The organism is Mesorhizobium sp. NZP2234 (assembly GCF_013170765.1).
GTDB lineage: Bacteria > Pseudomonadota > Alphaproteobacteria > Rhizobiales > Rhizobiaceae > Mesorhizobium > Mesorhizobium loti_D.
The window spans coordinates 1,139,083-1,163,759 of record NZ_CP033364.1 but is presented as its reverse complement, the minus strand read 5'-3'; the positions used below and the strand labels follow the sequence as shown (position 1 = coordinate 1,163,759).

The following is a 24,677-nucleotide window of genomic DNA, read 5'->3' as shown; positions in this document are numbered from 1 at the left end:
TCAGGCTCCTCGCGCCATATAGCCGGCGACCCAGATCAGCAATGTGAGCAGGATCGAACCCGCGAGCGTTGCCCAGGCGATCCTGGAGGCCGTGTGCTTTTCGAGGCCGGTGCCGGTATCCCAGACCAGGTGGCGCACGCCGCCCAGCATGTGATGCATCAGCGCCCAGGTGTAGCCGAACAGGATGAGCCGGCCGAGCCATGTGCCGAAGGCCCAGTTGACCCAGTCGAAAACCGGCTGCGAGCTTGCCGCCGCCATCAGCCAGGCCGCGACCAGCAGCGTGCCGAAGTAAAGCGCGCCGCCGGTGATGCGATGGATGATCGACATCGTCATGGTGATCGGCGGCCGGTACACGCTCAGGTGCGGCGAAAGTGGCCGTTCACGCCGGGCGAATTCGCGGGTGGCTGGTGATTTGCTCATGGCTCCCCCAGTTCGGCGTCTCTGGAGCCCCAGGTGGAAATGCGGCATTGCCGCTTTCGGTTGCGACTTCGGACAGCCGGTTTCTAATGCTCTTTTTGCACCGCGTCAAAGCCAGAAAATCGTTTTGGAAACGTCATTTAGTCTGACAAACCGGCGGCCGTTCGCCTCAATCGATTAGAAGCCGGCACAGCGTTCGCTGCAGTGCGATAGGCCGCCGCGGTTTACGCAGGCCTTATCGCCTGCAGGTCTGTGGCGTCGAGCCCCTCTTCATCACCAGCGCCTCGCGCCCGTCGATCACGATTGCGTCATGCGTCGCTGCCTCCTGGTAGCGGCTGGACTGATTGGCGGGCGACGCCGCGAACTCCTCGGTCGCGCCACCGGGTCCGACCACATGCAATGACGAGCCGAGATTCTGGATGGTGATCATGCCGTTGTTGCCGCATCTGTAGGTGGCCGTGCCGATGCCGGATCGCGGCGCGGTCAGGTCGGTGGTGATCTTGGTCGCCGGTGCCGAGGGCGGCGGGGCCGCGACGGACTGCAGAGCCGGCGGGGGCGGGACGGTGTTGGCCGCCTTCGGCGCGCCATCCTGAGGCACGCACGCGGCAACGATGGCGAGCAACGGGAAAACGGACACCCAAACCGTCCCGCGTAACGCCATATGCTGTCCTCCCGCGCGGCAGACTAGCCACGATGCCGCGCCAAGATCAAGGTTGCCCCAGCGTTACCCTCGGATCGCTTCGATGCCGGCCGCGATGGTGCGGCCAAGCATGGCCGAATGATGGCCGCCCGGTTTTTGTCCAGACGGATATTAACCATGTTTGTCGAGACATCGCCGCCAAACGCGCTGGCCTCTTAACAAAGGTTAAGAAAAGGTTAATTTCTGATTCGAGGAGGCTGTGCATGTCGCTCCAAAGTGCGTCGGCGGTTTGGGCAACGACATGCATCCCATCAAACCTCGAACACGGAGGACGCCATGCGTTCGAACTCTGGCAGATCGCGCCTTGCGGCGATCATCATGGCGGCTTCGGTTGCCGGCCTGGCTGTGCCGGCGCTCGCCGGGACCCGTCATCAGGACCGCGTCTACGCCGATTCCTTCGGCAATCTCGTCATCGACAGCGCCGCCGGCTACAAGCGCATCCTCGTCGGTGAGGGCAGACTGGCCAAGCAACTGTCCGACTACACCAGTGCCGGCCAGCCCAAGGTGATCTACCAGAACGAATCCGACGAGATATCGGGCTACAGCGATTGCTACCGGCCGCCGGTCTTCATCAAAGGCCGCAGCTACATGTACGGACTGTCCGACGGCGAAATGCCCGAACTCAGCCCCTGCCGCTAGCGCTGGCTTCCGACCCGGCCGACACCTGGACATCCGCCGGCCCGGCGGAGATGCGTACGCAGTCGCGGCCGGCATTCTTCGCCTGATAGAGCGCCTCATCGGCGCGCCGCATGAGATCGGCAATCTCCTCGCCCGGATGAAGTTCGGCGACCCCGAAACTCGCCGTGCAGCGATTGTCCACGGGCAGCCCGTCGATGGGCAGCGCGCCGAAAGCGCTGCGCGTGCCTTCGGCGAACAACCGGCCGGCGGCGAGGTTGGTCCCGGGCAGGATGATTGCGAACTCCTCGCCGCCGAGGCGGCCCGCGACATGGTGGCCGGCGGCGGCTTCGCGCAGGAAGCCGGCAAAGGTCTCGATCACGCGGTCGCCGGAGGCATGGCCGAAACTGTCGTTGATGCCCTTGAAATGATCGAGATCGGCGATGACCAGGGCGACCGGCACGCCTTGCCGCAGGGCGCCAAGCACCGCGAGCTCGGCCTGTCGCGTGAAGGCACCACGATTGAGCAATCCCGAGAGCGTGTCCGTCTCCGACTTGGACGTCACTTCGGCAAGCACGTCACGAACCAGGATGGCCAACATCAGCAGCGCCAGTGCCAGGGCAAAGACAGTGCCGAGCGATTGTGAAACCAGCGCGTAGTTGCTTTGCAGATAGGCCTGCGGATTGGCCCCCCAGCCGCCAAGCGCATGCGCGATGAACGGCTTTGAGGCGAATTGGAGCCCGCTGGCGGCCAGCACGGCCATCAGGATGCGATCGAGTCGGCCATGCCTTTGCCTCGACGACCAGACGATGGCCAGCCCGACGAATTGCATCACGGCATAGGGAAGCTGGTAGGCCATCATGCGCGCCAGCGACTGGCGCGGCAGGTCCTGGACGAGATAGACCGCGATGGTGGCGGCAAGCAGGAAGAACAGCATCGCCGGCCACGGCGGCGCGACGCCGTATTTGCGGGCCAGTCCGGCATTGAAGGCAATTGTGGCGCCGAGGAAAACCGCGAAGGCGGTCACCACCGGCAGCCGGGCATCGGTGAAGGCGGGAATGCTGAATTCGATGGCCGAGTAGGCCATGCCCAGGACATAGCCCGATGCAAACCATCGTGCCGGGACGCGGCCGGCATCATGGAACGCGACCGCCATGAAGGATGCCGCCAGCAGGCCGGCAACCGACAGATTGATCAGCAGGATGAAGTTGGCGCCGCTCATCTTTTTTCGCATTCCCCGAAAAGTGCGAAGCGGTTCTCGGACGACATCATGCTCTATCTCTTTTGATTGGGACGGATTCAGATTTCAGGTCGATTCGCCCTGAAATCATCCGGCTCTGGACGGCTCCGGCACGAACACCGCCTCCGGCCGTTCAAAGGAAAGGCGCACACTGTCGCGGCCGTTCTTCTTGGCCTTGTAGAGCGCTTCGTCGGCACGTCGCATCAAGGGTTCCAGCGCTTCCTCGCCGCTGCGGGCCGCCACGCCGAAGCTGGCGGTGACCTTGGTGCCGGCGGGGAGCCCGTCGATGCCGCCTGCCGAATAGAGCGTGCGCACGGCCTCGGCGAACAGCCGCGCGGCGGCGAGATCGCTCAACGGCAAGAGCACGGCGAATTCCTCGCCGCCGATGCGCCCGGCGGCACCCCGCGCGCCGGTGGCGGACCGGAGCTTGGCGGCGAAATCGGCGATCACCCGATCGCCGGCGGCATGACCGTGCACATCGTTGAGCGCCTTGAAGTGGTCGAGGTCGGCCAGCACCAGCGCGACCGGAAACTTCGCCGCCGCGCAACGCTGCAACAGGAACTCGGCGCGCTCCTCGAAGCCGCGCCGATTGAGCAGGCCCGACAGCGGGTCGGTATGCGTCTCGGCCTTGAGCGCCTTCATCACGTCGAGTGCGGCGGCGGTGAACAGACAAAGCGCGATCAGCAGCGACAAGAGCGCGTGCGACAGCAACGCCGTCGTCCAGTAGGACGAACCGTAGAAACCGTCATAGCTGGTGAACGGCCCATGCGCGATGACGACGACAAGGGTGCGCACGAAGAAATTCAGGCCCGACAGCAGGGACAGTAGGAACAGGATCTTCTCGGTTGGGCCATTGTTGCGCACCGGCCGCAATTCGGCGGCGACCAGCAGGCTGATGCCACCGAAGGCGAAATTCATCGCCAGGATGCGCCAGGTGAGATCCGGCTCGACGAACAGGAACCAGCAAAATGACGCCAGGCCGCCGCCTGCCAGCACGCCGATGCCCACATGGGGTACCTTGCGGCCGTAGCGGGCGACGATGGCCCCCGACAGGCAGCAGCCGGCGATGGTGAAGCAGATGTTGGACACCAGCTTGGTCAGCGCCATGCCGATGGGCAAGGTGAAATACTGGAACAGGAAGCCGGGTGCCGAAACACAGTAGCTGAACGCCAGCACGGCCAGATAGGGGCGGTGGCGCTGATAGGTCCATAGCACGAGGAAGGCCGCGCCGAGGGCCAGCGCGATCGTTGGATTGAGCAGCGCTATGAACAGGCCGGTGTCCAAAGGACCGTGACTTCCCCTCGTTTGACGTCGCGTAAGAGTGTAGAGGGCAAGCCCAAACAAGCGGTTAAGCCCAGAGCATGATGCCGAAGAGTGTGAAGCGGTTTTCGGACGACATCATGCTCTATCTCTTTGATTTAGAGGCGGATTCAGATTTCAGGTCGATTCGACCTGAAATCATCCGGCTCTAGGCGAATATGCGGGCCGCTCGAATGAAAAAGACCCCGGAGCCGCGATGCGGCCCGGGGTCTTTCATACGTGGAAACGTGTGGACCGGCTGTTATTTCCAGTCGCGGATGTCGACGAAGTGGCCGGCGATCGCCGCCGCCGCCGCCATTGCCGGCGAGACCAGATGGGTGCGGCCCTTGAAGCCTTGCCGGCCCTCGAAATTGCGGTTCGAGGTCGAGGCGCAGCGTTCATGCGGCTTCAGCCGGTCGTCATTCATGGCGAGACACATCGAGCAGCCCGGCTCGCGCCAGTCGAAACCGGCGGCCAGGAAGATCTTGTCGAGGCCCTCGGCTTCCGCCTGTTCCTTGACCAGGCCCGACCCCGGCACGATCATGGCGTTGACGCGCGGATTGACGGTCTTGCCCTCGATCACCTTGGCGGCGGCGCGCAGATCCTCGATGCGGCCATTGGTGCAGGAGCCGATAAAGACGCGGTCGAGCGCGATGTCCGTGATCTTTGTCCCCGGCGTCAGGCCCATATAGTCGAGCGCGCGCTGCTTGGAGGTGCGCTTGTTTTCGTCGGTGATATCGTCCGGGTTCGGCACGATGCCTTGCACGGAGACGACATCCTCGGGCGACGAGCCCCAGGAGACGATCGGCGGCAGCTTGGCCGCGTCGAGCACGATCACCTTGTCGAAATGCGCGCCCTCGTCGGACTGCAGCGTCTTCCAATAGGCGAGCGCGGCATCCCAGGCGGCGCCCTTCGGCGCACGTGGCTTGTCCTTGACATAGGCGAAGGTGGTCTCGTCGGCCGCGATCAGGCCGGCGCGCGCGCCGCCCTCGATCGACATGTTGCAGATCGTCATGCGGCCTTCCATCGACAGCGAGCGGATCGCCTCGCCGGCATACTCGATGACATAGCCGGTGCCGCCGGCGGTGCCGATCTCGCCGATGATGGCCAGGATGATGTCCTTGGCGGTGACGCCTTCCGGCAGTTGGCCGTCGACGCGCACCAGCATGTTCTTGGCCTTGCGCTGGATCAGCGTCTGCGTCGCCAGCACATGCTCGACTTCCGACGTGCCGATGCCGTGCGCCAGCGCGCCGAACGCGCCATGCGTCGAGGTGTGGCTGTCGCCGCAGACGATGGTCATGCCGGGCAAGGTAAAGCCCTGCTCCGGGCCGATGATGTGGACGATGCCCTGGCGGATATCGTTCTCGGAATAATATTCGACGCCGAAATCCTTGGCGTTCTTGGCCAGCGCCTCGACCTGGATGCGGCTTTCCTCATTCTTGATGCCGAACTTGCGTTCGGGCGAGGTCGAGACATTGTGATCGACCACGGCCAGCGTCTTTTCCGGATGCCGGACCTTGCGGCCGCTCAGCCGCAGGCCTTCGAAAGCCTGCGGGCTGGTCACTTCATGGACGAGGTGGCGGTCGATGTAGAGCAGGCAGGTGCCGTCGTCCTGGCGGTCGACGACGTGGTCGTCGAAAATCTTGTCGTAGAGGGTGCGCGGTGCGCTCATGTGCGTAAATCCGTCGATATGAGAATGGGAAAGAGCAGACGCCGGGCAATTCCCGGCGCGACGACCTGAACAGGTTGGCCTAGGTAAGTCGGCTGGTCAGCGCGCCGGACACGCGCGCGGAGAAGCGCGACGGCAGGCGTTTTCTGTCCTGCAGCACGAACCCCTTGTAGGCCGGATCGCCAAAAAGCTCTTCCATGGCGTGGCTCATACCAATGTTTTGGCTTTTCGGCAATTGCGGCGTGGCGGCGCGACTTGGGTCTGTCGCCCACGCTTCCACACCTTCAGGGGAGAGGAAGGGCACCAAGCGCGGCGAACGCGCGCCCTTCCTTTCCCCCGTCGATCGGGGGAGAGGAAGGAGCCAAGGTTGGGGAACGCACCGCTCACAAAACCTCGAACACGAACGTCTTCACCAATGCATCGGGCTCGGCGATCGCGTAGCAGCGGAACCACGGGCTCTGTTCGACGAGCTGCCATTTGTTCGCTGTCGTGAGTTCGTCGAAGACCGCCTGGAAGCCGCCGCTTTCAAAGACCTGGTCGCGTACGGTGAAGATGGCGTGGCCACCCTTTTTGGTGATGCGCACCAGATCGTGCAGGCCGGATGCCGGAGCGTGGCTGATGGTGAACACACCCGTCGAGAAGAAGGCCCGGAAATAACCGTCCGGCCATGGCAGCGGCCCACCCAGCATCGCCTGTTTCAGCTCGCCATAGGCGTTGCGGCTGCCGGCGATCTTGAGCATGTCATCCGACAGGTCGAGCCCGGCAATGTCACGATAGCCAAGCGCCTTCAGCGACGGCCCGGACAGGCCGGTGCCGCAGCCGGCGTCTAGCAGCGGCCCTTCCCCGGCCGGAACATAGCGCGCCACCCAGGCGGTAATGAGGAAGGGAAGCAGATAACCGAGCGAGGCGGTCTCGCTGTCATAGGTCGCGGCCCATGCGGCGTAGGCTTGCGCCAGCGATTCCGGCGTGTTGGCGCCATAGACGGAATCCAGCGCCGCATTGGCTTTGTCGACGATCATGAGACCTCTCACACCTGTATGCCGACAGGATCGTAACCCTGTCCGCGTCGAAAGACTATTCCTGGTGCTGGCGACGCAGGCGCCGCTCCAGCGCCCTCAGCGCCAGCGACAGGCCGACGGTCAGGATGAGATAGATATAGGCTGTTATCGAATAGGTCTCGAAGAAGCGGAACGAGCCGGCGGCATAGACCTTGCCCATCTGGGTGATGTCGGCGACGCCGAGCACCGAGACCAGCGAGGAATCCTTGACCAGGGCGACGAAGTCATTGCCGAGCGGCGGCAATATGGTGCGGATCGCCTGCGGAAACACGATCAGCCGGAAGCGTTGCGCGCGGCTCAAGCCGAGCGCCTTGGCCGCCTCGATCTGGCCTTTCTCGACCGACTGGATGCCGGCCCGGAAAACCTCAGAGATGAAGGCCGAGTAGCCGATGGTCAACGCCATGATGGCGCGCCACAGCAGCGACACGTCGCGCACAAGAAGTTCGCCGAGATAGCCGGCGCTCTGCAGCGGCGCGGTCAGCGCGTTCCAGGCCGCGACGAAGCCCGGTGCGCCGGCAAACGCGATCCAGAACAGCAGCACCAGGATCGGCACGCCACGGATGATCTCGACATAGAAGCGGGCGATCTGGCGCAGCCAGGGCGACGCGGACAGGCCCATCAAGGCGATGCCGAGGCCGATGATCGACGCCAGGGCGAAAGCGACCACAGTGACGAAGACCGTGACGCCGATGCCCTTGGCGACGGTGGCGAAGACCTGGGCATAGAGATCGCTGGCCGCGATGAACAAAGCCGCCGCCAGGGCAAGGGCGGCGGCAACGGCAAGCCACCAGGGGAATTCGGCTTTGGTGGACGAGGACGAAGGCGCCATCAGGCGCGGCCGCCAAGGCAGCGTGCCAAGCCGGCCGGACCTGGCGCGAGTTCTACGTCACCCCACGAACGCGCCAAGACGAGTTCACTGCCCCATCTTGTAGTCGAGAAACCACTTCTTGTTCAGTGCGTCGAACGTCCCGTCCGCCTTGAGCGCGGCGATCGCGGCGTTGACCGGTTTCACCAGATCGGATCCCTTCGGGAAGATGAAGCCGAAATCCTCGGTGCCGAGCGGTCCGCCGATCAGCTTCAGCTTGCCGCCCGACGCATCGACATAGCCCTTGCCGGCGGTGCCGTCGGTCAGCACGACATCGACGTCGCCCGACTTCAGTGCCTGCACCGTGGCGCCGAACGTCTCGAACAGTTTGATGCGCGGGTTCTGCTCATTGCCGTCGAGCACGCTGTAGACGGCGGTGTAGAAGGGTGTGGTGCCGGCCTGCGCGCCGATCAGCCCGTCCTTGAAGGCCCCGAAGGTCTTGGCGTCGGTGAAGCGGCTTTCGTCGCCGCGCACCAGCATGAACTGCTCCGAGCGCATATAGGGATCGGAGAAATCGACCTTCGCCTTGCGGTCGTCCTTGATGGTGATGCCGGTCATGCCGATGTTGTACTGGTTGTCGGAAACGGCCTGGATCATCGCGTCCCAGGAGGTGTTCTGGTACTCGACCTTGAAGTTGAGCCGCTTGGCGATCTCGTTCATCGCGTCATACTCCCAGCCGATCTGCTTGCCGGTCTTGGCGTCGATGAACTGCAGCGGCGGATAGGCGTTTTCGGTCACCACCACCACCTTTTTGCCGCCGAGATCGGGCAGCGCCTGGGCGAAAGCGGCAATAGGCGCCAGGACGAGGGCAAGCAGGACGGCCAGCAGCAGTTTCGACTTGGTCATGAAACACTCCCGAAAATTGAAGGCGCCCGGATGGGCTTACAGGAAATCCGGCGCCGACTTTAGCTTTCCGCAAACGCCATGCAAGACGGTCCGCTGCGTCAGCGTGCGTGAAAGGGGATTCCGATGCCCTCAATTCAGGGATTTCGGGATGATCGGCTTATCTCGAGCCAGGGACCGGCGCTTGCGCATCCGCTGATCGATCATCGGTCGCGGCTTTGCGCAGACCGGCGACAAGATGGGTGAGTGTTGCGTGCAGGGCTTTCGCTTCGCCAGCCCCCAGCGGCACGCTGCATGCGAGTGCGGCGGACACATCCTTCATGTGAGCACGCAGCGTCTGGCCCTTGGCCGTCGGCTCGACAAGCACCCGGCGCTCGTCGGCGGCATCGCGCCGGCGCGTGACGAGACCACTTGCCTCCATCCGCTTGAGCAGCGGCGTCAGCGTCGCGGAATCCAGGCCCAGCGCCTCGCCAAGCGCGCCAATGGTGCTCGGTGCGTGCTCCCACAGCGCCAGCATCACCAGATATTGCGGATAAGTGAGACCAAGCGGCTCGAGCAGCGGGCGATAAACCTTGGTCATCAGCCCGCTCGCCGAATAGAGCGCGAAACACAGCTGCTGATCGAGCCGCGGCACGTGAAATGTCCCGGCCGCCTCCGCCGGGACATCCTTGGCTCTCGTTTCAACTTTTGTCGTCATGCCGCCTTTACCGAAAGCGCTACGTCGACATTGCCCCTGATGGCATTCGAATAGGGGCAAATCTTGTGTGCCTCCGATACAAGCGCCTCAGCGGCCGCCTGATCAAGACCTTTCGTCTCCGCCGCGAGCGCGACGCCGAGCTTGAAGCCCTCGCCATTGGGAAGCAGGTTGACGGTGGCGGTTATCGCGGCATCCTCGAGCGGCAGCTTCTGTTTGCGCGCGGCGAAGCGGATGGCGCTCTCGAAGCAGGCAGCGTAGCCGATGGCGAAAAGCTGCTCGGGATTGGTGGCGCCGCCCGGCCCACCAAGCTCCTTGGGCATCGCCAGATCGACCTTGAGCAGGCCATCGCTGGTCTCGCCATGGCCGGCGCGGCCACCGGTGACGTGAGCCTGTGCGGTATAAAGTGCCATATCATGCCTCCAATTATCTTGTGCACGATTAGTTAGTGTACAAGATAATATGCCGTCAATACCCGGATCCAATTTCCCAGGCCCGAGGCGCTCACAGTCCGGTGAAACGAAAAAAGGCGGCCGAAGCCGCCTTTGAATAGGATTGCCGAAAATCTTATTCGGCCGGGGTCGCTTCAGCGGCCTTGGCGGCCTCAGCCTCGGCGGCGGCCTTCTTCTCGGCGGCTTCCTTGGCGGCGGTCTCGGCGGCCAGCGCCTGGGCTGCGGCGACCTTCTCGGCCTCGATGCGGGCCTTCTCGGCGTTCAGCGCGTCGCGCTCCTCGTCGTTGAGCTTGCGGGCGCGCACGCCGGTGTTTTCCGAAATACGGGCCGACTTGCCGCGACGGTCGCGCAGGTAATAGAGCTTGGCGCGACGCACCTTGCCGCGACGCACGATCTCGACACCCTCGACCATCGGCGAGTAGACCGGGAACACGCGCTCGACGCCTTCGCCGTAGGAGATCTTGCGGACGGTGAAATTTTCCTGGAAGCCGGAACCGGCGCGGGCGATGACGACGCCCTCATAGGCCTGGACGCGGGTGCGGGTGCCTTCGGTCACGCGGACCTGGACGCGCACGGTGTCGCCGGGCTGGAATTCGGGAAGTTTGCGCTTGGCTTCGATCTTGGCGGCCTGCTCGGCCTCGAGCTGACGGAGAATATCCATCTCAATAGTCCACTTCTTGTTCTTCCGACAGTCAGAGCGCCCTGCGCTCGCCTTGCAGTTCCATTGACCGCTCGGCTATGTCCTTTGTCCCTGAGACATTTTTGTCTCCAAGACATCGGACAGGGGCGACTACACCGTCATTGTTGACGGGCCCGGCAGATTTTTCTTCCGGTTCGGCGCGCACATACAGCTATTTCGGCGCTTTGTCACGCCCGAGCACGACTCTTTTTTGCCTGCATGGCACCATTGTAATACCGCCCGTGCCGGGTTGCGCCCGCCTGCCAAGCTTCCTAAGCCTGGAATACCACAGTTTCCGCGGCGGCATTCCATGTCTGTCTTCGACGCCATCCTGCTTTTCCTGGCGGGCTTCCTGTCCGGCGCTGCCAACGCGGTCGCCGGCGGCGGCACCTTCATCACCTTCGGCGCCATGACATTGGTCGGCTTGCCGCCGATCGTCGCCAACGCAACCTCCTCGGTCACGCAATTTCCAGGCTACATCACCTCGACGCTCGCCTATTGGACCGACATCCGCCACTTCTGGCGCGGCGCCCTGCTGCTCTGTCTCATCTCGGCGATCGGTGCGCTGGCCGGCGCGCTGATCCTGCTGGCGCTCGACAATCCCTCGTTCCGCGCCCTGGTGCCGTGGCTGCTGCTGGGCGCAACGGCGCTGTTTGCCGCCGGACCATGGCTGAAGCCGGCGCCAAAACCAGGCCATGAGGCATCGGTTGGCTCGCTCGCCGGCTCGCTGGCGCAATTCACCACCGCCATCTATGGCGGCTTCTTCGGCGCCGGCATGGGCGTGATGATGCTGGCAACGCTCGGCCTGACGCAGTCCGGCGACTACCACCGGCTGAATGCGCTGAAGAACATGCTGGCCGTGGTCATCGCGGCTGTCGCCATCGTCGTCTTCGTCTCGGGTGGCGTCGTCGCCTGGCCGCAGGCAATCGTCATGATCCCGGGCGGTGCGCTGGGCGGCTATGCCGGCGTCTGGATCGCCAAGCGAGTGCCGCAGAACGTGGTGCGCGGCTTCGTCATCGCCGTCGGCCTGTTTCTGGCTTTTTATTATTTCGGCAAGGGCTGACCGCCAAGCAGATCCGGCCGCCGTTCTTTCGTCAGCGCTTCCGACTGCTCACGCCGCCATGCCGCGATCTTCTTGTGATTGCCGGAGATCAGCACTTCGGGAATCTCGCGTCCCTCGAATTCCTGCGGCCTTGTGTAGTGCGGATGTTCGAGCAGGCCGTTCTCGAAACTTTCTTCCTCGCCCGACACCGCATTGCCCATCACGCCGGGCAACAGCCGCACCACAGCGTCGAGCAGAACGAGCGCCGCCGGCTCGCCACCGGAGAGGATGAAATCGCCGATAGACACCTCTTCCAGGCCGCGGGCCTCGATCAGCCGCTGGTCGACGCCCTCGAAGCGGCCGCACAGGATGACGGCGCCCGGCCCGGCGGCAAGCTCACGCACCCTCGCCTGCGTAAGCGGTCCGCCGCGCGGGCTCATCAGCAGGCGCGGGCGTGGATCGCCTCCCGGCGAGGCATGGTCGATCGCCCTGGCCAGCACATCGGCGCGCATCACCATACCGGCGCCGCCGCCGGCCGGCGTGTCGTCGACGGTGCGGTGCCTGTCGGTGGCGAAGTCGCGGATCTGGATCGCTTCCAGCGACCATGTGCCCGCCTCGAGCGCGCGGCCCGCCAGCGACAGGCCGAGCGCGCCGGGAAACATCTCGGGATAGAGCGTCAGCACCGAAGCCTTGAACGTCACCGGTTGCCCCCGGCGTCGCGCGGTCCGCGCGGCCTGCCCTTGGGGTCGAAGTCTTCCTCGCGCGGCGCTTCGCCATCCTCGTCCTCGACCAGGCCGGCAGCCGCCGGATCGATGCGGACAAAACCCTCGGCGATCGACACCTGCGGCACGGCGGCTTGCGTGAACGGGATCAGCACGCCCTTGCGGCCGGAAAGCGTCACGTCGAGGATGTCCCCGCCACCGAAATTGTGCACCGCGACCACCTTGCCGAGCGCGGCACCCGTATCGTCCCGGACCTCCAGCCCGATCAGGTCGGCATGATAGAACTCGTCCTCCTCGCCATCGTCGGGCAGCATCGAGCGGTCGACGAACAGCTCCGTGCCGGCGAGCGCCTCGGCGGCGTTGCGGTCGCTGATGCCCTTGAAGCGCACCACGACGACGGTGTTGGCCGGCCTTATGTCGGTTATCTGGAAGGCACGGCCATCCCTGGCATAGAGCGGGCCATAATCGGCCAGCGCCATCGGCTCGCCGGTGAAGGTTTTCACCCTGAGCTCGCCCTTGATGCCGTGGGCGGCGCCGATAACGGCCATCTGGACGGGGTTTTGCGGCTTGCTCATCGCGAAATATCCTTTGGCCTGCTCTAGCCCCAGCCCGGCGTCATTTCAATGATCGCCCGCTGTCATTTCCCCACTGTCATTTCCCCGCTGCCATTTCATTGACGGGCTCTTCACCGCTTCCTAACCCGGATACACCAAAATGCCGCCATGCAGGAATTTCTCATCCCGGCCAAACCCGATCTCCAGGCGGCACGCGAAAGCTGGCTGAAGATGCTCGCGCGTGAACGTCGCCTGTCATCCGAGACAGTGGAAGCCTATGAGCGCGACACGCGCCAGTTCCTGCATTTCCTTACCGGCCATTGCGGCGGCTCGCCGGGCATTTCCGATATCGCCAATCTGCGCCCGGCGGATCTGCGCGGCTTCCTCGCCGCCCGCCGCAACGAAGGCGTCGGCGCCCGTACGCTCGGCCGGGGTCTCGCCGGCATCCGCTCGCTGCTGCGGTTCCTGGAACGCCATGGCCTCGCCAACGCCGCGGGTGCCACAGCCCTGAGCGCGCCGCGCCAGCCCAAGTCGCTGCCCAAACCGCTGACTGCAAGCGATGCCAAACAGGTTGTGTCCATGGAAGGTCAACTGGCGGAAGAGCCCTGGATCGCCGCCCGCAATGCAGCCGTGCTGACGCTGCTCTACGGCTCGGGCTTGCGCATCTCGGAAGCGCTCGGCCTCGCCGGCGCCGACCTGGCCTCGGAGGCCGACACCGTGCTGCGCGTCACCGGCAAGGGCGGCAAGACGCGGCTGGTGCCGGTGCTGCCGGTGGCGCTTCGGGCAATCGCCGAATACCGCAGGCTCTGCCCCTATCATCTCGACCCGAAAGGCCTGTTGTTTCGTGGCGCGCGCGGCGGCCCGCTCAATCCGGCCATCATCCAGCGCGACATGGCGAAACTGCGCTCGGCGCTCAACCTGCCCGACACGGCGACGCCGCACGCGCTGCGCCACTCCTTCGCCACGCATCTGCTCGGCAGGGGCGGCGATCTGCGCACCATCCAGGAGCTGCTCGGCCACGCCAGCCTGTCGACGACGCAGATCTACACCGGCGTCGACACGGCGAGACTGCTCGAAATCTACGAATCGGCGCATCCGAGGGCGTGAAACTGGCTTCGTCATACTAGAGCGAAGCTCTGTCGCGGACACCCTGGTATCCATGCCGTGACCCTCGGGCGTGGAATACTAGCGGAGCAGAATTCTGCACCGCTGCAACGCATTAACGTCACGGCATGGATCCTCGGGTCTGCGCTGCGTCGCTGCGCTCCTTGCTCCGCCCGTGGATGACGACGCGATGAGCGTTTCCGCAAACTACAAAGGGCACTTCATCCGACAGCTCATCGCACTGAGGACAATTTCATAGCGCCAATTAACCGTTTTGCCGCTTTTCATCCTTAGAAAGGTGCCATGAAACGCGTCATTGCCATCGCCGACCGTGCGGCTTCCATCTCGCTGAGGCTGCTTGTCACGCTCAACGTGCTGTTTTTCCTGTCCTTCCTTGCCATGCTGTTGTTCGCGGCGGGCAGGGCGCATGCGGAAATCCCGACCTGCACCGGCGCCGACATGGTGACGGCCCTGCAGAAGAGCAGCCCTGCAACCTACAGCAAGATCGAGGCGGAGGCCGCCGCGACACTCAACGGCAAAGGCCTGTTGTGGAAGCTGGAAAAACCAGGCGAACAGCCATCCTACCTTTTCGGCACCATGCACATGACGGACCCGCGCGTCACCACGCTGCCGCCGGACGCGCAGAAAGCCTTTGACGCCGCCGGCACCCTCATCATCGAAACCACCGACGTGCTCGACAAGCAGAAGATGATGACGGCGATGCTCAAGGAGCCGGACCTGATGATGTTCACCGACTCCACGACGCTGTCGTCCTTGCTGACGCCGGACGAAGCAGCGGCCATGAATGCCGCGCTCGATGCGCGCGGCATTCCGCCGGCAACGGTCGCCAAGATGAAGCCTTGGATGCTTTCGGCCATGATGGCGCTTCCGGCCTGCGAACTCGCCCGCCAGTCCGGTGGCGCCCCTGTGCTCGACGTCAAGCTGGCCGAAGGCGCCAAGGCCGCGGGCAAGCCGGTGGAGGGGTTGGAAACGGCCGAGAGCCAGCTGCGCGCCATGGCCTCGCTGCCGCTCGCCTTTCACATGAAGGGCCTCGTCGACACGCTGAAACTCGGCGACAAGGTCAACGACATCAACGAGACCATGATCCTGCTCTACCAGCGCGGCGAAACCGGCATGTTCTGGCCGCTGTTCCGCGCCGCCATGCCCGAAGAGCAGAACGACGCGGCCGGCTATGCGGCCTTCGAGGAAACCATGATCACCAGCCGCAACAAGGTGATGATCGATCACGCCGAGCCGATCCTGGCCAGGGGCAACGCCTTCATGGCGGTCGGCGCGCTGCACCTTCCCGGTCCCGAGGGACTGGTCGAGGATTTTCGCAAAGCCGGCTATACTGTCACCGCCGTCAATTGAGTCGGATGGCAGCGGAGGGTCCCAAACGCCGCGTTTTCGGCGCTTTCCTTCCCTAGCGTGAAACCCATTCAACGGTTGCGCGTTGATGGCTGTTGATTGATTATTTTCATCCACGGAGGACACTTTTATGGCGAATCCATCGAACGACACTCCCAGGCCAAGCGGCAGCGGCGGCAGCCCCTGGCTGATTGCTCTGGTCGTCGTTATCCTGGCGATTGTCGCGTATTACGTTTTCGGCAGAAGCGGCGAGCATCCGGCACCCGCCGAAGCGCCGGCCGCCAGCACACCGGCCCCAGCGCCCGCTCCGGCACCAGAGCCAGCACCGGCGCCCGCGCCAGCTCCGGCCCCTGCACCAGCACCAGCACCCGCGCCTGCTCCGGCTCCAGCGCCCGCTCCCGCTCCGGCGCCTGCACCGGCCAACTGATCGGCTCGATACCAGATACAAACGGCCCGCTGAAAAGCGGGCCGTTTTGTTTTGAGCGATGACCGTCGTTTCGCACGGTCGTCATCCTCGGGCTTGACCCGAGGATCCATGCCGCGGCCTCGACCAAGTCGCCGCGGAGCAGAATTCATGGCCGCTGGGGGCTCTGAAGTCACGGCATGGATCCTATGGTCTACCGCGTCGCTCCGCTCCTTGCTCCGCCACAGGATGACGAAGCGTTGGGTGCCCCCTAGATATGGATCGGCTTGAAGAAGGTGGCCAACGCCGCTTCCTTCACCGCTTCCGACATCGTCGGATGCGCATGGCAGGTGCGGGCGAGATCCTCCGACGAGCCGCCGAACTCCATCAGCACCGCCGCCTCGTGGATCATTTCGCCGGCACCGAAGCCGACGATATGCACGCCCAGCACGCGGTCGCTGACCTTGTCGGCGAGGATCTTCACGAAACCATCGGTATGCAGCATGGCGCGTGCCCGGCCATTGGCGCTGAACGGGAATTTGCCGACCTTGTAGTCGATGCCGGCCTTCTTCAGTTCTTCCTCGGTCTTGCCGACCGAGGCGATTTCAGGGCTGGTGTAGACGACGCTCGGAATGACCTCGTAGTTCACATGGCCGGCCTGGCCGGCGATGGTTTCGGCCACCGCCACGCCCTCGTCCTCGGCCTTGTGCGCCAGCATCGGCCCGGCGATGACATCGCCGATGGCATAGATGCCGGGCACGTTGGTCTTGAGATGCCCGTCGGTCTTGACCCGGCCACGCTCGTCGACCTCGACGCCCGCTTCCTTCAGGCCGAGACTGTCCGAAAAGGCGCGGCGGCCGGTGGCGATCAGCACGACGTCGGCAGCGATGGTCTCGGCGGCGCCGCCCTTCACCGGCTCGAAGGTGACGGTCGCACCCTTCTTTGCCTTGGCGACGCCGGTGACCTTGGCGCCGAGCTTGAACTCGAAGCCTTGCTTGGAGAGCAGCCGCTGGAACTGCTTGGAGACCTCGCCGTCCATGCCGCCGAGGATGGTGTCGAGGAACTCGACCACGGTGACCTTGGCGCCAAGCCGCGCCCACACCGAACCGAGCTCGAGCCCGATGACGCCGCCGCCGACCACCACCAGATGGCCGGGAACCTTGTCCAGCGACAGCGCGCCGGTCGACGACACGATCACCTTCTCGTCGAAATCGACCTTGACGCCGGGTATGCCGGCGACGTCGGATCCGGTGGCGATGACGATGTTCTTGGTCTCGATCTCCTCGACCTTGCCGTCCTCGCCGGTCACCGACACCTTGCCGGCGGAAAGCACCTTGCCGGTGCCGCGAAACGAGTCGATCTTGTTCTTCTTGAACAGGAAGGCGACGCCGTTGACGTTGGACGACACCGTCGCATCCTTGTGCGCCATCATCTTCGTCAGGTTCAGCTTCGGTGCGGCGATCTCCACACCGAGCGTATCGAAGGAATGTCCGGCCTCGGCGAACATCTCGGAGGCATGCAGCAGCGCCTTGGACGGGATGCAGCCGATATTGAGGCAGGTGCCGCCGAAGGTTGCGTTCTTCTCGACCACCGCGACCTTCAGCCCGAGCTGCGCCGCCTTGATGGCGCAGACATAGCCGCCGGGTCCCGATCCGATGATAACGACGTCATAAGCCATGATACTGTCCTTCTGTTTTGAGCATGATGCCGAAAAGTGTGACGCGGTTTTCGGATGACATCATGCTCGAACTGCTTGAGAGCGCTCAGCGGCCGCCGCTGACATTCAGGATCGCGCCTGTCGTATAGGACGCGGCATCGGATAGAAGATAGAGAACAGCGGCGGCGACTTCATCGGCGGTGCCGGCTCTTTTCATCGGCAGCGTGTCCTGGATCAGCGCCACCCGGTCCGGCTGTCCGCCGGAGGCGTGGATGTCGGTGTCGATGATGCCCGGCCGCACCGCGTTGACGCGGATGCCTTCCAGCGCCACCTCGCGGGCAAGCCCGACGGTGAACGTGTCGATGGCACCCTTGGAGGCGGCATAGTCGACGTAATTGTCCGGCGCGCCCAGCACCGCCGCGGCCGACGAGATATTGACGATCGCTCCGCCCTTGCCGCCATGGCGGGTCGACATGCGTTTGACCGCCTCGCGGGCGCAGAGGATGGAACCGACGACATTGATGCGCATCATGCGTTCGAGCCGTGCCACGCTCATCTCGTCGACGCGCGCCTTGGCGTCGACGATGCCGGCATTGTTGACGAAGGCGTCGAGCCTGCCCCAGCTGCGGTCCACCGCGTCGAAGATGGCCAGGATATCGGCCTCGCTGCCAACATCGCCCTTGACCGAAAAAGCGTCGCCGCCGGCGGCCTTGATGTCGCCGACCAGCGCATCGGCGGCAGCCTTGTTCGCAGTGTAGTTAACCAGGACGCGATAGCCGGCCTTGGCCCCGAGCCGGCAGACGGCGGCGCCGATGCCGCGGCTGCCGCCGGTGACCAGCAGCACTTTTTGCGCCTCGTTCATTCCTGGCATCCCTTCAGTGTGAACACATCCGACGGCACTTTCGAAAACCCGCTGCCGCCATAGGCAGTTGACTGATGCAGCATCGGACCGAGGTCCGGCAGGATCAGCGTCTTCGGCGCCCCGACGCCTTCCGCCGGCAAGAGCCCGATGCTGCCCTTGTCGTCAGATGTGTAGATGACACCATGCCAAGGGGTACAGGCGGCGAGTTCATCGCCGGTGGTGTCGCCTTCCGGGCATTTGTACATCAGCGCGCCGTTCGGCCTGGAAACACCTTCGTTCCACATGACGATGCCGTTCAGCACCACATTGTTGTCGAGGATCATGCGGAATGTATTGGTGACGGTGGCCGAGGTGCCGGTCGGGGTAAAATCGATCTCGCTGCCGCTTTGCGCGTCGCCATAGACCGCGAGTTCGATCGGGCAGGCGGCATGCGCGTTGGCCGCGGCCAGCACCATGCCGCCCGCGATGGTCGAGATCAGAACGCTCCTTGGAAGGCTAAGGGGACGAGTCGTCATCCTGCTGCGCAGATTCCTTCCTCCGGCTTGCAGTGAAACTCCGGATCAGCACCAACCCCTAGAGATCGAGCACCAGCCGTTCCGGATCCTCCAGGCTTTCCTTGACGCGCACCAGGAAGGTCACCGCTTCCTTGCCGTCGACGATGCGGTGATCGTAGCTCAGCGCCAGATACATCATCGGCCGGATCACGATCTGGCCGCCGACCACGACCGGCCGGTCCTGGATCTTGTGCATGCCCAGAATGCCCGACTGCGGCGCATTGAGGATCGGCGTCGACATCAGCGAGCCGTAGACGCCGCCATTGGAAATCGTGAACGTGCCGCCCTGCATGTCGGCGACCGAGAGCTTGCCGTCGCGCGCGGCGATGCCCAGCCGGCCGATCTCCTTCTCGATCTCGGCGATCGACATCTGGTCGGCATCGCGCACGACGGGCACGACCAGGCCCTTCTCGGTGCCGACGGCGACGCCGACATGGGCAAAGTTCTTGTAGATGATGTCGGTGCCGTCGATCTCGGCATTGACCGCTGGGATTTCCTTCAGCGCGTGGGTGACGGCCTTGGTGAAGAAGCCCATGAAGCCAAGCTTCACGCCGTGCTTCTTCTCGAACACGTCCTTGTACTTGGTCCGCAGCGCCATCACCGCCGACATGTCGACCTCGTTGAAGGTGGTGAGCATGGCGGCGGTCGACTGCGCTTCCTTGAGCCGGCGCGCGATGGTCTGGCGCAGCTTGGTCATGCGCACGCGCTCCTCGCGCGAAGCATCGTCGCCCGAGGACGGCGCACGCACCGCGATCGGCGCCGGCGCCGCCTTCGGCGTCTCGGCCGGCTGCGACGGCGCGCCCTTGGAGATGGCGTCGAGCACGTCGCCCTTCAGCACCTGGCCGCGCTTGCCCGAGCCGGAAAGCTGGTCGACCGACAGATTGTTCTCGGCGATCAGTTTTGCGGCGGCCGGCGCCGGCGGCATCGAGCGCGGCTCGACCGCGCCGGCACCGCCGGCGATCTTGGCGGTCTCGGCCGCGGCCTGCTTGGTGGTCGACGCCGCATCCGGGCTCGAAGCCTGCGACACCGCCTGCGGCTTGGTCACGGGTGCGGCGGCTGCGCCGCCGGCCGAAATCGACCCTAGAAGCGCGCCGACGCCAACCGTCTCACCTTCCTTGACCGCGATCTCCGAAAGGATGCCCGCGGCCGCGGCCGGAACCTCCACCGTCACCTTGTCGGTTTCGAGCTCGACCAGCGGCTCGTCGACGGCAATGGCATCGCCGACCTTCTTGAACCACTTGCCGATGGTCGCCTCGGTGACGGATTCGCCGAGAGTGGGAACGCGGATTTCGGTAGCCATTGTGCCTGTCCGTTCTTGTCGGTTCTGTTCTATTCGCCTGCTTTATTCGCCGAGCGCGTCTTCGAGCAAGGCGGCGAGCTGGGCTAGGTGCTTGGACATCAAGCCGGTCGCCGGCGACGCGGCCGCCGGCCGGCCGGTGTAGCGAACCCGCTGATGCTTGGCGTCGATATGCGCCAGCACCCATTCCAGGTACGGGTCGATGAACGACCAGGCGCCCATGTTCTTGGGCTCCTCCTGGCACCACACCATCTCGGCGTTGCGGAAGCGCGACAGTTCGGTGATCAGCGCCTTGGCCGGGAACGGATAGAGCTGTTCGACGCGCAAGAGGTAGATGTCGTTGATGCCGCGCTTCTCGCGCTCTTCGTAGAGGTCGTAATAGACCTTGCCCGAACACAGCACGACGCGGCGGATCTTGGAATCCTTGGTCAGCTTGATCGCCTGGTTGGGCAACAGCTGCGCGTCGTCCCACAGCAGCCGGTGGAACGAGCTTTCGCCCGAGATTTCCGGCAGCGTCGACACCGCCCGCTTGTGGCGCAGCAGCGACTTCGGCGTCATCAGGATCAGCGGCTTGCGGAAGTCGCGCTTCAGCTGCCGGCGCAGGATGTGGAAGTAGTTGGCCGGCGTCGTGCAGTTGGCCACTTGCATGTTGTCTTCGGCGCAAAGCTGCAGGAACCGCTCCAGCCTGGCCGACGAATGTTCCGGCCCCTGGCCTTCATAGCCGTGCGGCAGCAGGCAGACGAGGCCGGACATTCTGAGCCACTTGCGCTCGCCCGACGAGATGAACTGGTCGAACACCACCTGGGCGCCGTTGGCGAAGTCGCCGAACTGCGCTTCCCACAAGGTCAGCGCCTTCGGCTCGGCCAGGCTGTAGCCATATTCGAAGCCCAGCACCGCCTCTTCCGACAGCATCGAGTTGATGACTTCGTAGCCGGCCTGCGCCGCCGACAGGTTGTTGAGCGGGATGTAGCGGGTCTCGTCGCGCTGGTCGTAGAGCACGGAATGGCGCTGCGAGAAGGTGCCGCGCTCGGAATCCTGCCCAGACAGGCGGATCGGATTGCCGTCGAGCAGGATGGCGCCGAAAGCCAACGCCTCGGCCGTCGACCAGTCGATGCCTTCGCCGGACTCGATCGCCTCGCGGCGGTTTTCGAGGAAGCGGATGATGGTCTTGTGCGCCTCGAAGCCCTTCGGCACCTCGGTCAGCTTCTTGCCGATTTCCTTCAGCGTCTTGACCGGCACGGCGGTCTTGCCGCGCCTTTGTTCGTCCTGGTTGTCGGCCGTGCGCAGGCCGGACCAGGCGCCATCGAGCCAGTCGGCCTTGTTGGGCTTGTAGTGCTGGCCGACTTCCCATTCGGATTCCAGATGCGCGCGCCAGTCGGCCTTCATCTGGTCGAGCTCGGCCTGGGTGATGTGGCCCTCGGCGATCAGACGATCGCCATAGATCTGCACCGTCGTCTTGTGGGTGCGGATGTTGCGGTACATGATCGGCTGGGTGAAGGCCGGTTCGTCGCCCTCATTGTGACCGAAGCGGCGGTAGCAGAACATGTCCACGACCACCGGCTTGTGGAACTTCATGCGGAATTCGATCGCCACCTTGGTGGCGTGGACCACGGCTTCCGGATCGTCGCCATTGACGTGGAAGATCGGCGCTTCGATCATCTTGGCGACGTCGGACGGATAGGGCGACGAGCGCGAGAAGCGCGGATTGGTGGTGAAGCCGATCTGGTTGTTGATGATGAAATGCAGCGTGCCGGCGACGCGGTGGCCGCGCAGGCCCGACAGGCCGAGGATTTCGGCGATCACGCCCTGGCCGGCGAAGGCGGCGTCACCATGCAGGAGCAGCGGCAGCACCTTGGCGCGCTCCTCCAGCGGCACGATCTCCTCGCGGCCGCGGCCGAACAGGTAGTCCTGCTTGGCGCGCGCCTTGCCCATCACCACCGGGTCGACGATTTCCAGGTGGGACGGGTTGGCCGTCAGCGACAAATGCACCTTGTTGCCGTCGAACTCGCGGTCCGACGAAGCGCCGAGATGGTACTTCACGTCGCCCGAGCCTTCGACCTCGTCGGGAGCGGCGGAGCCGCCCTTGAACTCGTGGAAGATGGCGCGATGAGGCTTCGCCATCACCTGGGAGAGCACGTTCAGCCGGCCGCGATGCGCCATGCCGAGCACGATCTCCTTCATGCCGAGCTGGCCGCCGCGCTTGACGATCTGCTCCAGCGCCGGGATCAGCGCTTCGCCGCCGTCGAGGCCGAAGCGCTTGGTGCCCTTGTACTTGACGTCGATGAACTGCTCGAAGCCTTCCGCCTCGACCAGCTTCTGCAGGATCGCCTTCTTGCCGGTGGTGGTGAAGGAGATCTCCTTGTCGGCGCCCTCGATACGTGCCTGGATCCAGGCCTTCTCCTCGGGATCGGAGATGTGCATGAATTCGACGCCGAGCGTCGAGCAATAGGTGCGGGTCAGGATCTCCAGCATCTGCCGGATGGTGCCGAATTCGAGCCCCAGCACATTGTCGAGGAAGATCGGCCGGTCGTAGTCGGCTTCGACGAAGCCGTAATTCTCGGGCGACAGTTCATTGTAGTCCTCGAGCGGCTTGGCGATGCCGAGCGGATCGAGATTGGCGTGCAGATGGCCGCGCATGCGATAGGCGCGGATCATCATGATGGCGCGCACCGAATCGCGCGTCGCCTGGTGCACGTCGGCGTCGGAAAGAACAACACCGTTGGTGACCGCCTTGTCCTTGACCTTCTTTTCCAGATGCTTCTCGACAATGCCCCAATTGCCGTCGAGCGCCGACACCAGCTCGCCATTGGCCTGCAGCGGCCAGGAGGGCTTGGCCCAGGAGGCGCCCTTGGCATTCCTGCGCACATCGCCGGCATCGTCCTTCAGACCCGCGAAGAACTCCTGCCATTCGGGATTGACCGAGGCGGGATCATCCTCATAGGCGGCATAGAGCGCGTCGATATAATCGGCGTTGCCGCCATAGAGGAATGAGGTGAGCGAAAATTGGTCGTTGGCCTGATCTTGTCTTGCCATGTCGTTTCAGCGGAGCAGCGCTCCGTCTCCTTACGTTTGCGGCAGGGCCGCGATAGTGGGCGGTTCACCCGCCCTTCTTGTCCCCTCAAAAGCCAACGAACCGTCGTTGGCCCTCATTCCATAACCGGCGCCGGATTCAGCCCTTGATGGCTTCAACCAGCGTCGTGCCAAGCCGCGCCGGTGACGGCGAGACCTTGATACCGGCCGATTCCATTGCCGCGATCTTGTCCTCGGCGCCGCCCTTGCCGCCGGAGATGACCGCGCCCGCATGGCCCATGGTGCGGCCGGCCGGCGCCGTGCGCCCGGCGATGAAGCCGGCCATCGGCTTCTTGCGGCCACGCCTGGCTTCGTCCTTGAGGAACTGCGCGGCGTCTTCCTCGGCCGAACCGCCGATCTCGCCGATCATGATGATCGACTTGGTCTCGTCGTCGGCGAGGAACATCTCGAGCACGTCGATGAACTCGGTGCCCTTGACGGGATCGCCGCCAATGCCGACGGCGGTGGTCTGGCCGAGGCCGACATTGGTGGTCTGGAACACGGCCTCATAGGTAAGTGTTCCCGAGCGCGAAACAACGCCGACCGAGCCTTTGCGGAAGATGTTTCCGGGCATGATACCGATCTTGCATTCGTCAGGGGTGAGCACGCCCGGGCAGTTCGGTCCGATCAGACGCGAGGTCGAGCGGTCGAGCCGCGCCTTGACCTTGACCATGTCCATCACCGGAATGCCCTCGGTGATGCAGATGATCAGCGGGATTTCCGCCTCGATCGCCTCCAGGATCGCTTCGCCGGCGCCCGCCGGCGGCACATAGATGACCGAAGCGTTGGCCCCGGTCTTTTCCTTGCCCTCGGCAACGGTGGCGAAGATCGGCAGGCTTTCGCCCTTCGACCCGGTCCAGGTCTCGCCGCCCTTCTTGGGGTGGATGCCACCCACCATCTTGGTGCCGTGATAGGCCAGCGCCTGTTCGGTGTGGAACGTGCCGGTCTTGCCGGTCAGGCCCTGCACCAGCACCTTGGTGTTCTTGTCGACGAGAATGGACATCGGAGCCCTTTTCTAAAAACCGTTGATCGAGGAAGGCGAGACACGCTTGTAGACGCCGCTCACCATGTCTTGCCATGCATCGCTGCCGGCGGGTTTGAAATGCAATCGCATGCGGTAGGTGTCGGCATCGTCAAAAATATACGTCACGCGCGCCGAACCGCGCGATGATGACCGCTCCAGATTGAGCTCGCCGCCGTTCCATGTGCCCGTGGCCGGCGAGGTCGGCACAAAGCCCATCGAATCGAACTGGTGCATGGTGACGACGCTGTTCTGCTGGTCGAAGCCGAACACGTTGTGCGAACCGAAGGAAATCGTGCCGTCGCGGCGCTGGCGATAGCGCTGCACCACGAACAGGCCGCCGAACTGAGCCTCCGCCAGCATTTCCGATGTCGCCGTGCCGCCATCGGCCCATTGTGTGTCCGCCACCTCTTCCTCGCCACGCCACGCGCCGACCAGCGCCTGCAGGCGCTGGTGATCGGCCGAGAGCGAGGAGAAGGAAGCCGCGTTCATC

Annotated in this window: 24 protein-coding genes and 1 pseudogene; 4 read left to right on the top strand and 21 right to left on the bottom strand. The window is 64.2% G+C overall.

What is annotated here, in order from left to right; all coding sequences use genetic code 11:
* Entirely contained in the window at positions 1-420 is a 420-nt protein-coding gene (gene sdhC, locus EB230_RS05600; RefSeq protein ID WP_056574665.1) for a succinate dehydrogenase, cytochrome b556 subunit, read from the bottom strand.
* Between the two features lie 232 nt (positions 421-652).
* Positions 653-1,078 carry a hypothetical protein gene (locus EB230_RS05595; RefSeq protein WP_172371761.1) on the bottom strand — a complete coding sequence of 142 codons (426 nt, stop codon included), beginning with the start codon at positions 1,076-1,078 and terminating at the stop codon, positions 653-655.
* A 315-nt stretch (positions 1,079-1,393) separates the two neighbouring features.
* Here EB230_RS05595 and EB230_RS05590 point away from each other — a divergent pair, with 315 nt between their 5' ends.
* Positions 1,394-1,756: a hypothetical protein gene (locus tag EB230_RS05590; RefSeq protein WP_056574659.1), complete on the top strand. Its 363-nt coding sequence runs from the start codon at positions 1,394-1,396 to the stop codon at positions 1,754-1,756.
* Here EB230_RS05590 and EB230_RS05585 read toward each other — a convergent pair.
* The 9 genes from EB230_RS05585 to rplS form a co-directional block, all read right to left on the bottom strand.
* A complete protein-coding gene (locus tag EB230_RS05585) occupies positions 1,740-2,954 on the bottom strand; it encodes a GGDEF domain-containing protein (protein ID WP_172371759.1) in 1,215 nt (404 codons plus the stop codon). The two genes, EB230_RS05590 and EB230_RS05585, sit on opposite strands and share 17 nt — an antisense overlap.
* Before the next feature lie 105 nt (positions 2,955-3,059).
* On the bottom strand, positions 3,060-4,256 hold the full coding sequence (locus tag EB230_RS05580) for a GGDEF domain-containing protein (protein ID WP_056574657.1): 1,197 nt from the start codon (positions 4,254-4,256) through the stop codon (positions 3,060-3,062).
* Positions 4,257-4,533: 277 nt separating this feature from the next.
* Positions 4,534-5,943: a 3-isopropylmalate dehydratase large subunit gene (gene leuC, locus EB230_RS05575; protein ID WP_056574655.1), complete on the bottom strand. Its 1,410-nt coding sequence runs from the start codon at positions 5,941-5,943 to the stop codon at positions 4,534-4,536.
* A gap of 380 nt (positions 5,944-6,323) precedes the next feature.
* Entirely contained in the window at positions 6,324-6,959 is a 636-nt protein-coding gene (locus EB230_RS05570) for a class I SAM-dependent methyltransferase (RefSeq protein ID WP_172371757.1), read from the bottom strand.
* A 55-nt stretch (positions 6,960-7,014) separates the two neighbouring features.
* A complete protein-coding gene (locus EB230_RS05565; protein WP_056574650.1) occupies positions 7,015-7,827 on the bottom strand; it encodes an amino acid ABC transporter permease in 813 nt (270 codons plus the stop codon).
* 84 nt (positions 7,828-7,911) lie between these two features.
* Complete coding sequence (locus tag EB230_RS05560) at positions 7,912-8,709, bottom strand: transporter substrate-binding domain-containing protein (RefSeq protein WP_056574648.1); 798 nt, start codon at positions 8,707-8,709, stop codon at positions 7,912-7,914.
* Between the two features lie 157 nt (positions 8,710-8,866).
* Positions 8,867-9,403 (bottom strand): MarR family winged helix-turn-helix transcriptional regulator, encoded by a 537-nt coding sequence (locus EB230_RS05555; protein ID WP_172371755.1) that lies wholly within the window; start codon positions 9,401-9,403, stop codon positions 8,867-8,869.
* Positions 9,400-9,813 carry an organic hydroperoxide resistance protein gene (locus tag EB230_RS05550; protein WP_172371753.1) on the bottom strand — a complete coding sequence of 138 codons (414 nt, stop codon included), beginning with the start codon at positions 9,811-9,813 and terminating at the stop codon, positions 9,400-9,402. The genes EB230_RS05555 and EB230_RS05550 overlap by 4 nt, the downstream gene beginning before the upstream one ends.
* A 154-nt stretch (positions 9,814-9,967) precedes the next feature.
* Complete coding sequence (gene rplS / locus EB230_RS05545) at positions 9,968-10,513, bottom strand: 50S ribosomal protein L19 (protein WP_027042867.1); 546 nt, start codon at positions 10,511-10,513, stop codon at positions 9,968-9,970.
* Positions 10,514-10,841: 328 nt separating this feature from the next.
* Here rplS and EB230_RS05540 point away from each other — a divergent pair, with 328 nt between their 5' ends.
* The gene (locus tag EB230_RS05540; protein ID WP_172371751.1) at positions 10,842-11,594 is read left to right on the top strand and encodes a sulfite exporter TauE/SafE family protein; all 753 of its coding nucleotides are present in this window, start codon (positions 10,842-10,844) and stop codon (positions 11,592-11,594) included.
* Here the strand turns inward: EB230_RS05540 and trmD are convergent.
* The gene (gene trmD, locus EB230_RS05535) at positions 11,576-12,274 is read right to left on the bottom strand and encodes a tRNA (guanosine(37)-N1)-methyltransferase TrmD (protein ID WP_056574642.1); all 699 of its coding nucleotides are present in this window, start codon (positions 12,272-12,274) and stop codon (positions 11,576-11,578) included. The genes EB230_RS05540 and trmD overlap by 19 nt on opposite strands.
* On the bottom strand, positions 12,271-12,870 hold the full coding sequence (gene rimM / locus EB230_RS05530) for a ribosome maturation factor RimM (protein ID WP_056574639.1): 600 nt from the start codon (positions 12,868-12,870) through the stop codon (positions 12,271-12,273). The genes trmD and rimM overlap by 4 nt, the downstream gene beginning before the upstream one ends.
* Positions 12,871-13,017: 147 nt before the next feature.
* Between rimM and EB230_RS05525 the strand changes: the two genes are divergently transcribed.
* Together EB230_RS05525 and EB230_RS05520 are read left to right on the top strand one after the other, a co-directional pair.
* Complete coding sequence (locus tag EB230_RS05525; protein WP_172371749.1) at positions 13,018-13,956, top strand: tyrosine recombinase XerC; 939 nt, start codon at positions 13,018-13,020, stop codon at positions 13,954-13,956.
* A 300-nt stretch (positions 13,957-14,256) separates the two neighbouring features.
* Entirely contained in the window at positions 14,257-15,324 is a 1,068-nt protein-coding gene (locus EB230_RS05520) for a TraB/GumN family protein (RefSeq protein WP_172371747.1), read from the top strand.
* Between the two features lie 203 nt (positions 15,325-15,527).
* Here EB230_RS05520 and EB230_RS05515 read toward each other — a convergent pair whose 3' ends face one another.
* From EB230_RS05515 to EB230_RS05480, 8 genes and pseudogenes are all read right to left on the bottom strand, one after another.
* A complete protein-coding gene (locus EB230_RS05515) occupies positions 15,528-15,833 on the bottom strand; it encodes a hypothetical protein (RefSeq protein WP_172370952.1) in 306 nt (101 codons plus the stop codon).
* Positions 15,834-15,995: 162 nt separating this feature from the next.
* A pseudogene (lpdA, locus tag EB230_RS05510) lies at positions 15,996-17,411 on the bottom strand (dihydrolipoyl dehydrogenase); the annotation flags it as partial.
* A 76-nt stretch (positions 17,412-17,487) separates the two neighbouring features.
* Positions 17,488-18,243, bottom strand: a complete 756-nt coding sequence (locus EB230_RS05505) for an SDR family oxidoreductase (RefSeq protein ID WP_172371743.1) — start codon at positions 18,241-18,243, stop codon at positions 17,488-17,490.
* Positions 18,240-18,758 carry a hypothetical protein gene (locus EB230_RS05500; RefSeq protein WP_172371741.1) on the bottom strand — a complete coding sequence of 173 codons (519 nt, stop codon included), beginning with the start codon at positions 18,756-18,758 and terminating at the stop codon, positions 18,240-18,242. Before EB230_RS05500 ends, EB230_RS05505 begins: the two co-directional genes overlap by 4 nt.
* Before the next feature lie 58 nt (positions 18,759-18,816).
* Positions 18,817-20,097, bottom strand: coding sequence for a 2-oxoglutarate dehydrogenase complex dihydrolipoyllysine-residue succinyltransferase (odhB, locus tag EB230_RS05495; protein ID WP_172371739.1), 1,281 nt, complete (start codon positions 20,095-20,097; stop codon positions 18,817-18,819).
* 42 nt (positions 20,098-20,139) lie between these two features.
* Complete coding sequence (locus EB230_RS05490; protein WP_056574618.1) at positions 20,140-23,127, bottom strand: 2-oxoglutarate dehydrogenase E1 component; 2,988 nt, start codon at positions 23,125-23,127, stop codon at positions 20,140-20,142.
* 136 nt (positions 23,128-23,263) lie between these two features.
* On the bottom strand, positions 23,264-24,166 hold the full coding sequence (sucD, locus tag EB230_RS05485) for a succinate--CoA ligase subunit alpha (protein ID WP_172371737.1): 903 nt from the start codon (positions 24,164-24,166) through the stop codon (positions 23,264-23,266).
* Between the two features lie 12 nt (positions 24,167-24,178).
* Positions 24,179-24,676, bottom strand: a complete 498-nt coding sequence (locus EB230_RS05480) for a DUF1579 family protein (RefSeq protein WP_172371735.1) — start codon at positions 24,674-24,676, stop codon at positions 24,179-24,181.
* Position 24,677 lies beyond the last annotated feature (1 nt).

What these genes read in the sequence shown, in the direction of transcription:
- sdhC (WP_056574665.1), bottom strand. Translation starts at nt 420, where the DNA reads ATGAGCAAATCACCAGCCACCCGCGAATTCGCCCGGCGTGAACGGCCA.
- EB230_RS05595 (WP_172371761.1), bottom strand. Translation starts at nt 1,078, where the DNA reads ATGGCGTTACGCGGGACGGTTTGGGTGTCCGTTTTCCCGTTGCTCGCC.
- EB230_RS05590 (WP_056574659.1), top strand. Translation starts at nt 1,394, where the DNA reads ATGCGTTCGAACTCTGGCAGATCGCGCCTTGCGGCGATCATCATGGCG.
- EB230_RS05585 (WP_172371759.1), bottom strand. Translation starts at nt 2,954, where the DNA reads ATGAGCGGCGCCAACTTCATCCTGCTGATCAATCTGTCGGTTGCCGGC.
- leuC (WP_056574655.1), bottom strand. Translation starts at nt 5,943, where the DNA reads ATGAGCGCACCGCGCACCCTCTACGACAAGATTTTCGACGACCACGTC.
- EB230_RS05570 (WP_172371757.1), bottom strand. Translation starts at nt 6,959, where the DNA reads ATGATCGTCGACAAAGCCAATGCGGCGCTGGATTCCGTCTATGGCGCC.
- EB230_RS05565 (WP_056574650.1), bottom strand. Translation starts at nt 7,827, where the DNA reads ATGGCGCCTTCGTCCTCGTCCACCAAAGCCGAATTCCCCTGGTGGCTT.
- EB230_RS05560 (WP_056574648.1), bottom strand. Translation starts at nt 8,709, where the DNA reads ATGACCAAGTCGAAACTGCTGCTGGCCGTCCTGCTTGCCCTCGTCCTG.
- EB230_RS05555 (WP_172371755.1), bottom strand. Translation starts at nt 9,403, where the DNA reads ATGACGACAAAAGTTGAAACGAGAGCCAAGGATGTCCCGGCGGAGGCG.
- EB230_RS05550 (WP_172371753.1), bottom strand. Translation starts at nt 9,813, where the DNA reads ATGGCACTTTATACCGCACAGGCTCACGTCACCGGTGGCCGCGCCGGC.
- rplS (WP_027042867.1), bottom strand. Translation starts at nt 10,513, where the DNA reads ATGGATATTCTCCGTCAGCTCGAGGCCGAGCAGGCCGCCAAGATCGAA.
- EB230_RS05540 (WP_172371751.1), top strand. Translation starts at nt 10,842, where the DNA reads ATGTCTGTCTTCGACGCCATCCTGCTTTTCCTGGCGGGCTTCCTGTCC.
- rimM (WP_056574639.1), bottom strand. Translation starts at nt 12,870, where the DNA reads ATGAGCAAGCCGCAAAACCCCGTCCAGATGGCCGTTATCGGCGCCGCC.
- EB230_RS05525 (WP_172371749.1), top strand. Translation starts at nt 13,018, where the DNA reads ATGCAGGAATTTCTCATCCCGGCCAAACCCGATCTCCAGGCGGCACGC.
- EB230_RS05520 (WP_172371747.1), top strand. Translation starts at nt 14,257, where the DNA reads ATGAAACGCGTCATTGCCATCGCCGACCGTGCGGCTTCCATCTCGCTG.
- EB230_RS05515 (WP_172370952.1), bottom strand. Translation starts at nt 15,833, where the DNA reads ATGACGACCGTGCGAAACGACGGTCATCGCTCAAAACAAAACGGCCCG.
- EB230_RS05505 (WP_172371743.1), bottom strand. Translation starts at nt 18,243, where the DNA reads ATGAACGAGGCGCAAAAAGTGCTGCTGGTCACCGGCGGCAGCCGCGGC.
- EB230_RS05500 (WP_172371741.1), bottom strand. Translation starts at nt 18,758, where the DNA reads ATGACGACTCGTCCCCTTAGCCTTCCAAGGAGCGTTCTGATCTCGACC.
- odhB (WP_172371739.1), bottom strand. Translation starts at nt 20,097, where the DNA reads ATGGCTACCGAAATCCGCGTTCCCACTCTCGGCGAATCCGTCACCGAG.
- EB230_RS05490 (WP_056574618.1), bottom strand. Translation starts at nt 23,127, where the DNA reads ATGGCAAGACAAGATCAGGCCAACGACCAATTTTCGCTCACCTCATTC.
- sucD (WP_172371737.1), bottom strand. Translation starts at nt 24,166, where the DNA reads ATGTCCATTCTCGTCGACAAGAACACCAAGGTGCTGGTGCAGGGCCTG.
- EB230_RS05480 (WP_172371735.1), bottom strand. Translation starts at nt 24,676, where the DNA reads ATGAACGCGGCTTCCTTCTCCTCGCTCTCGGCCGATCACCAGCGCCTG.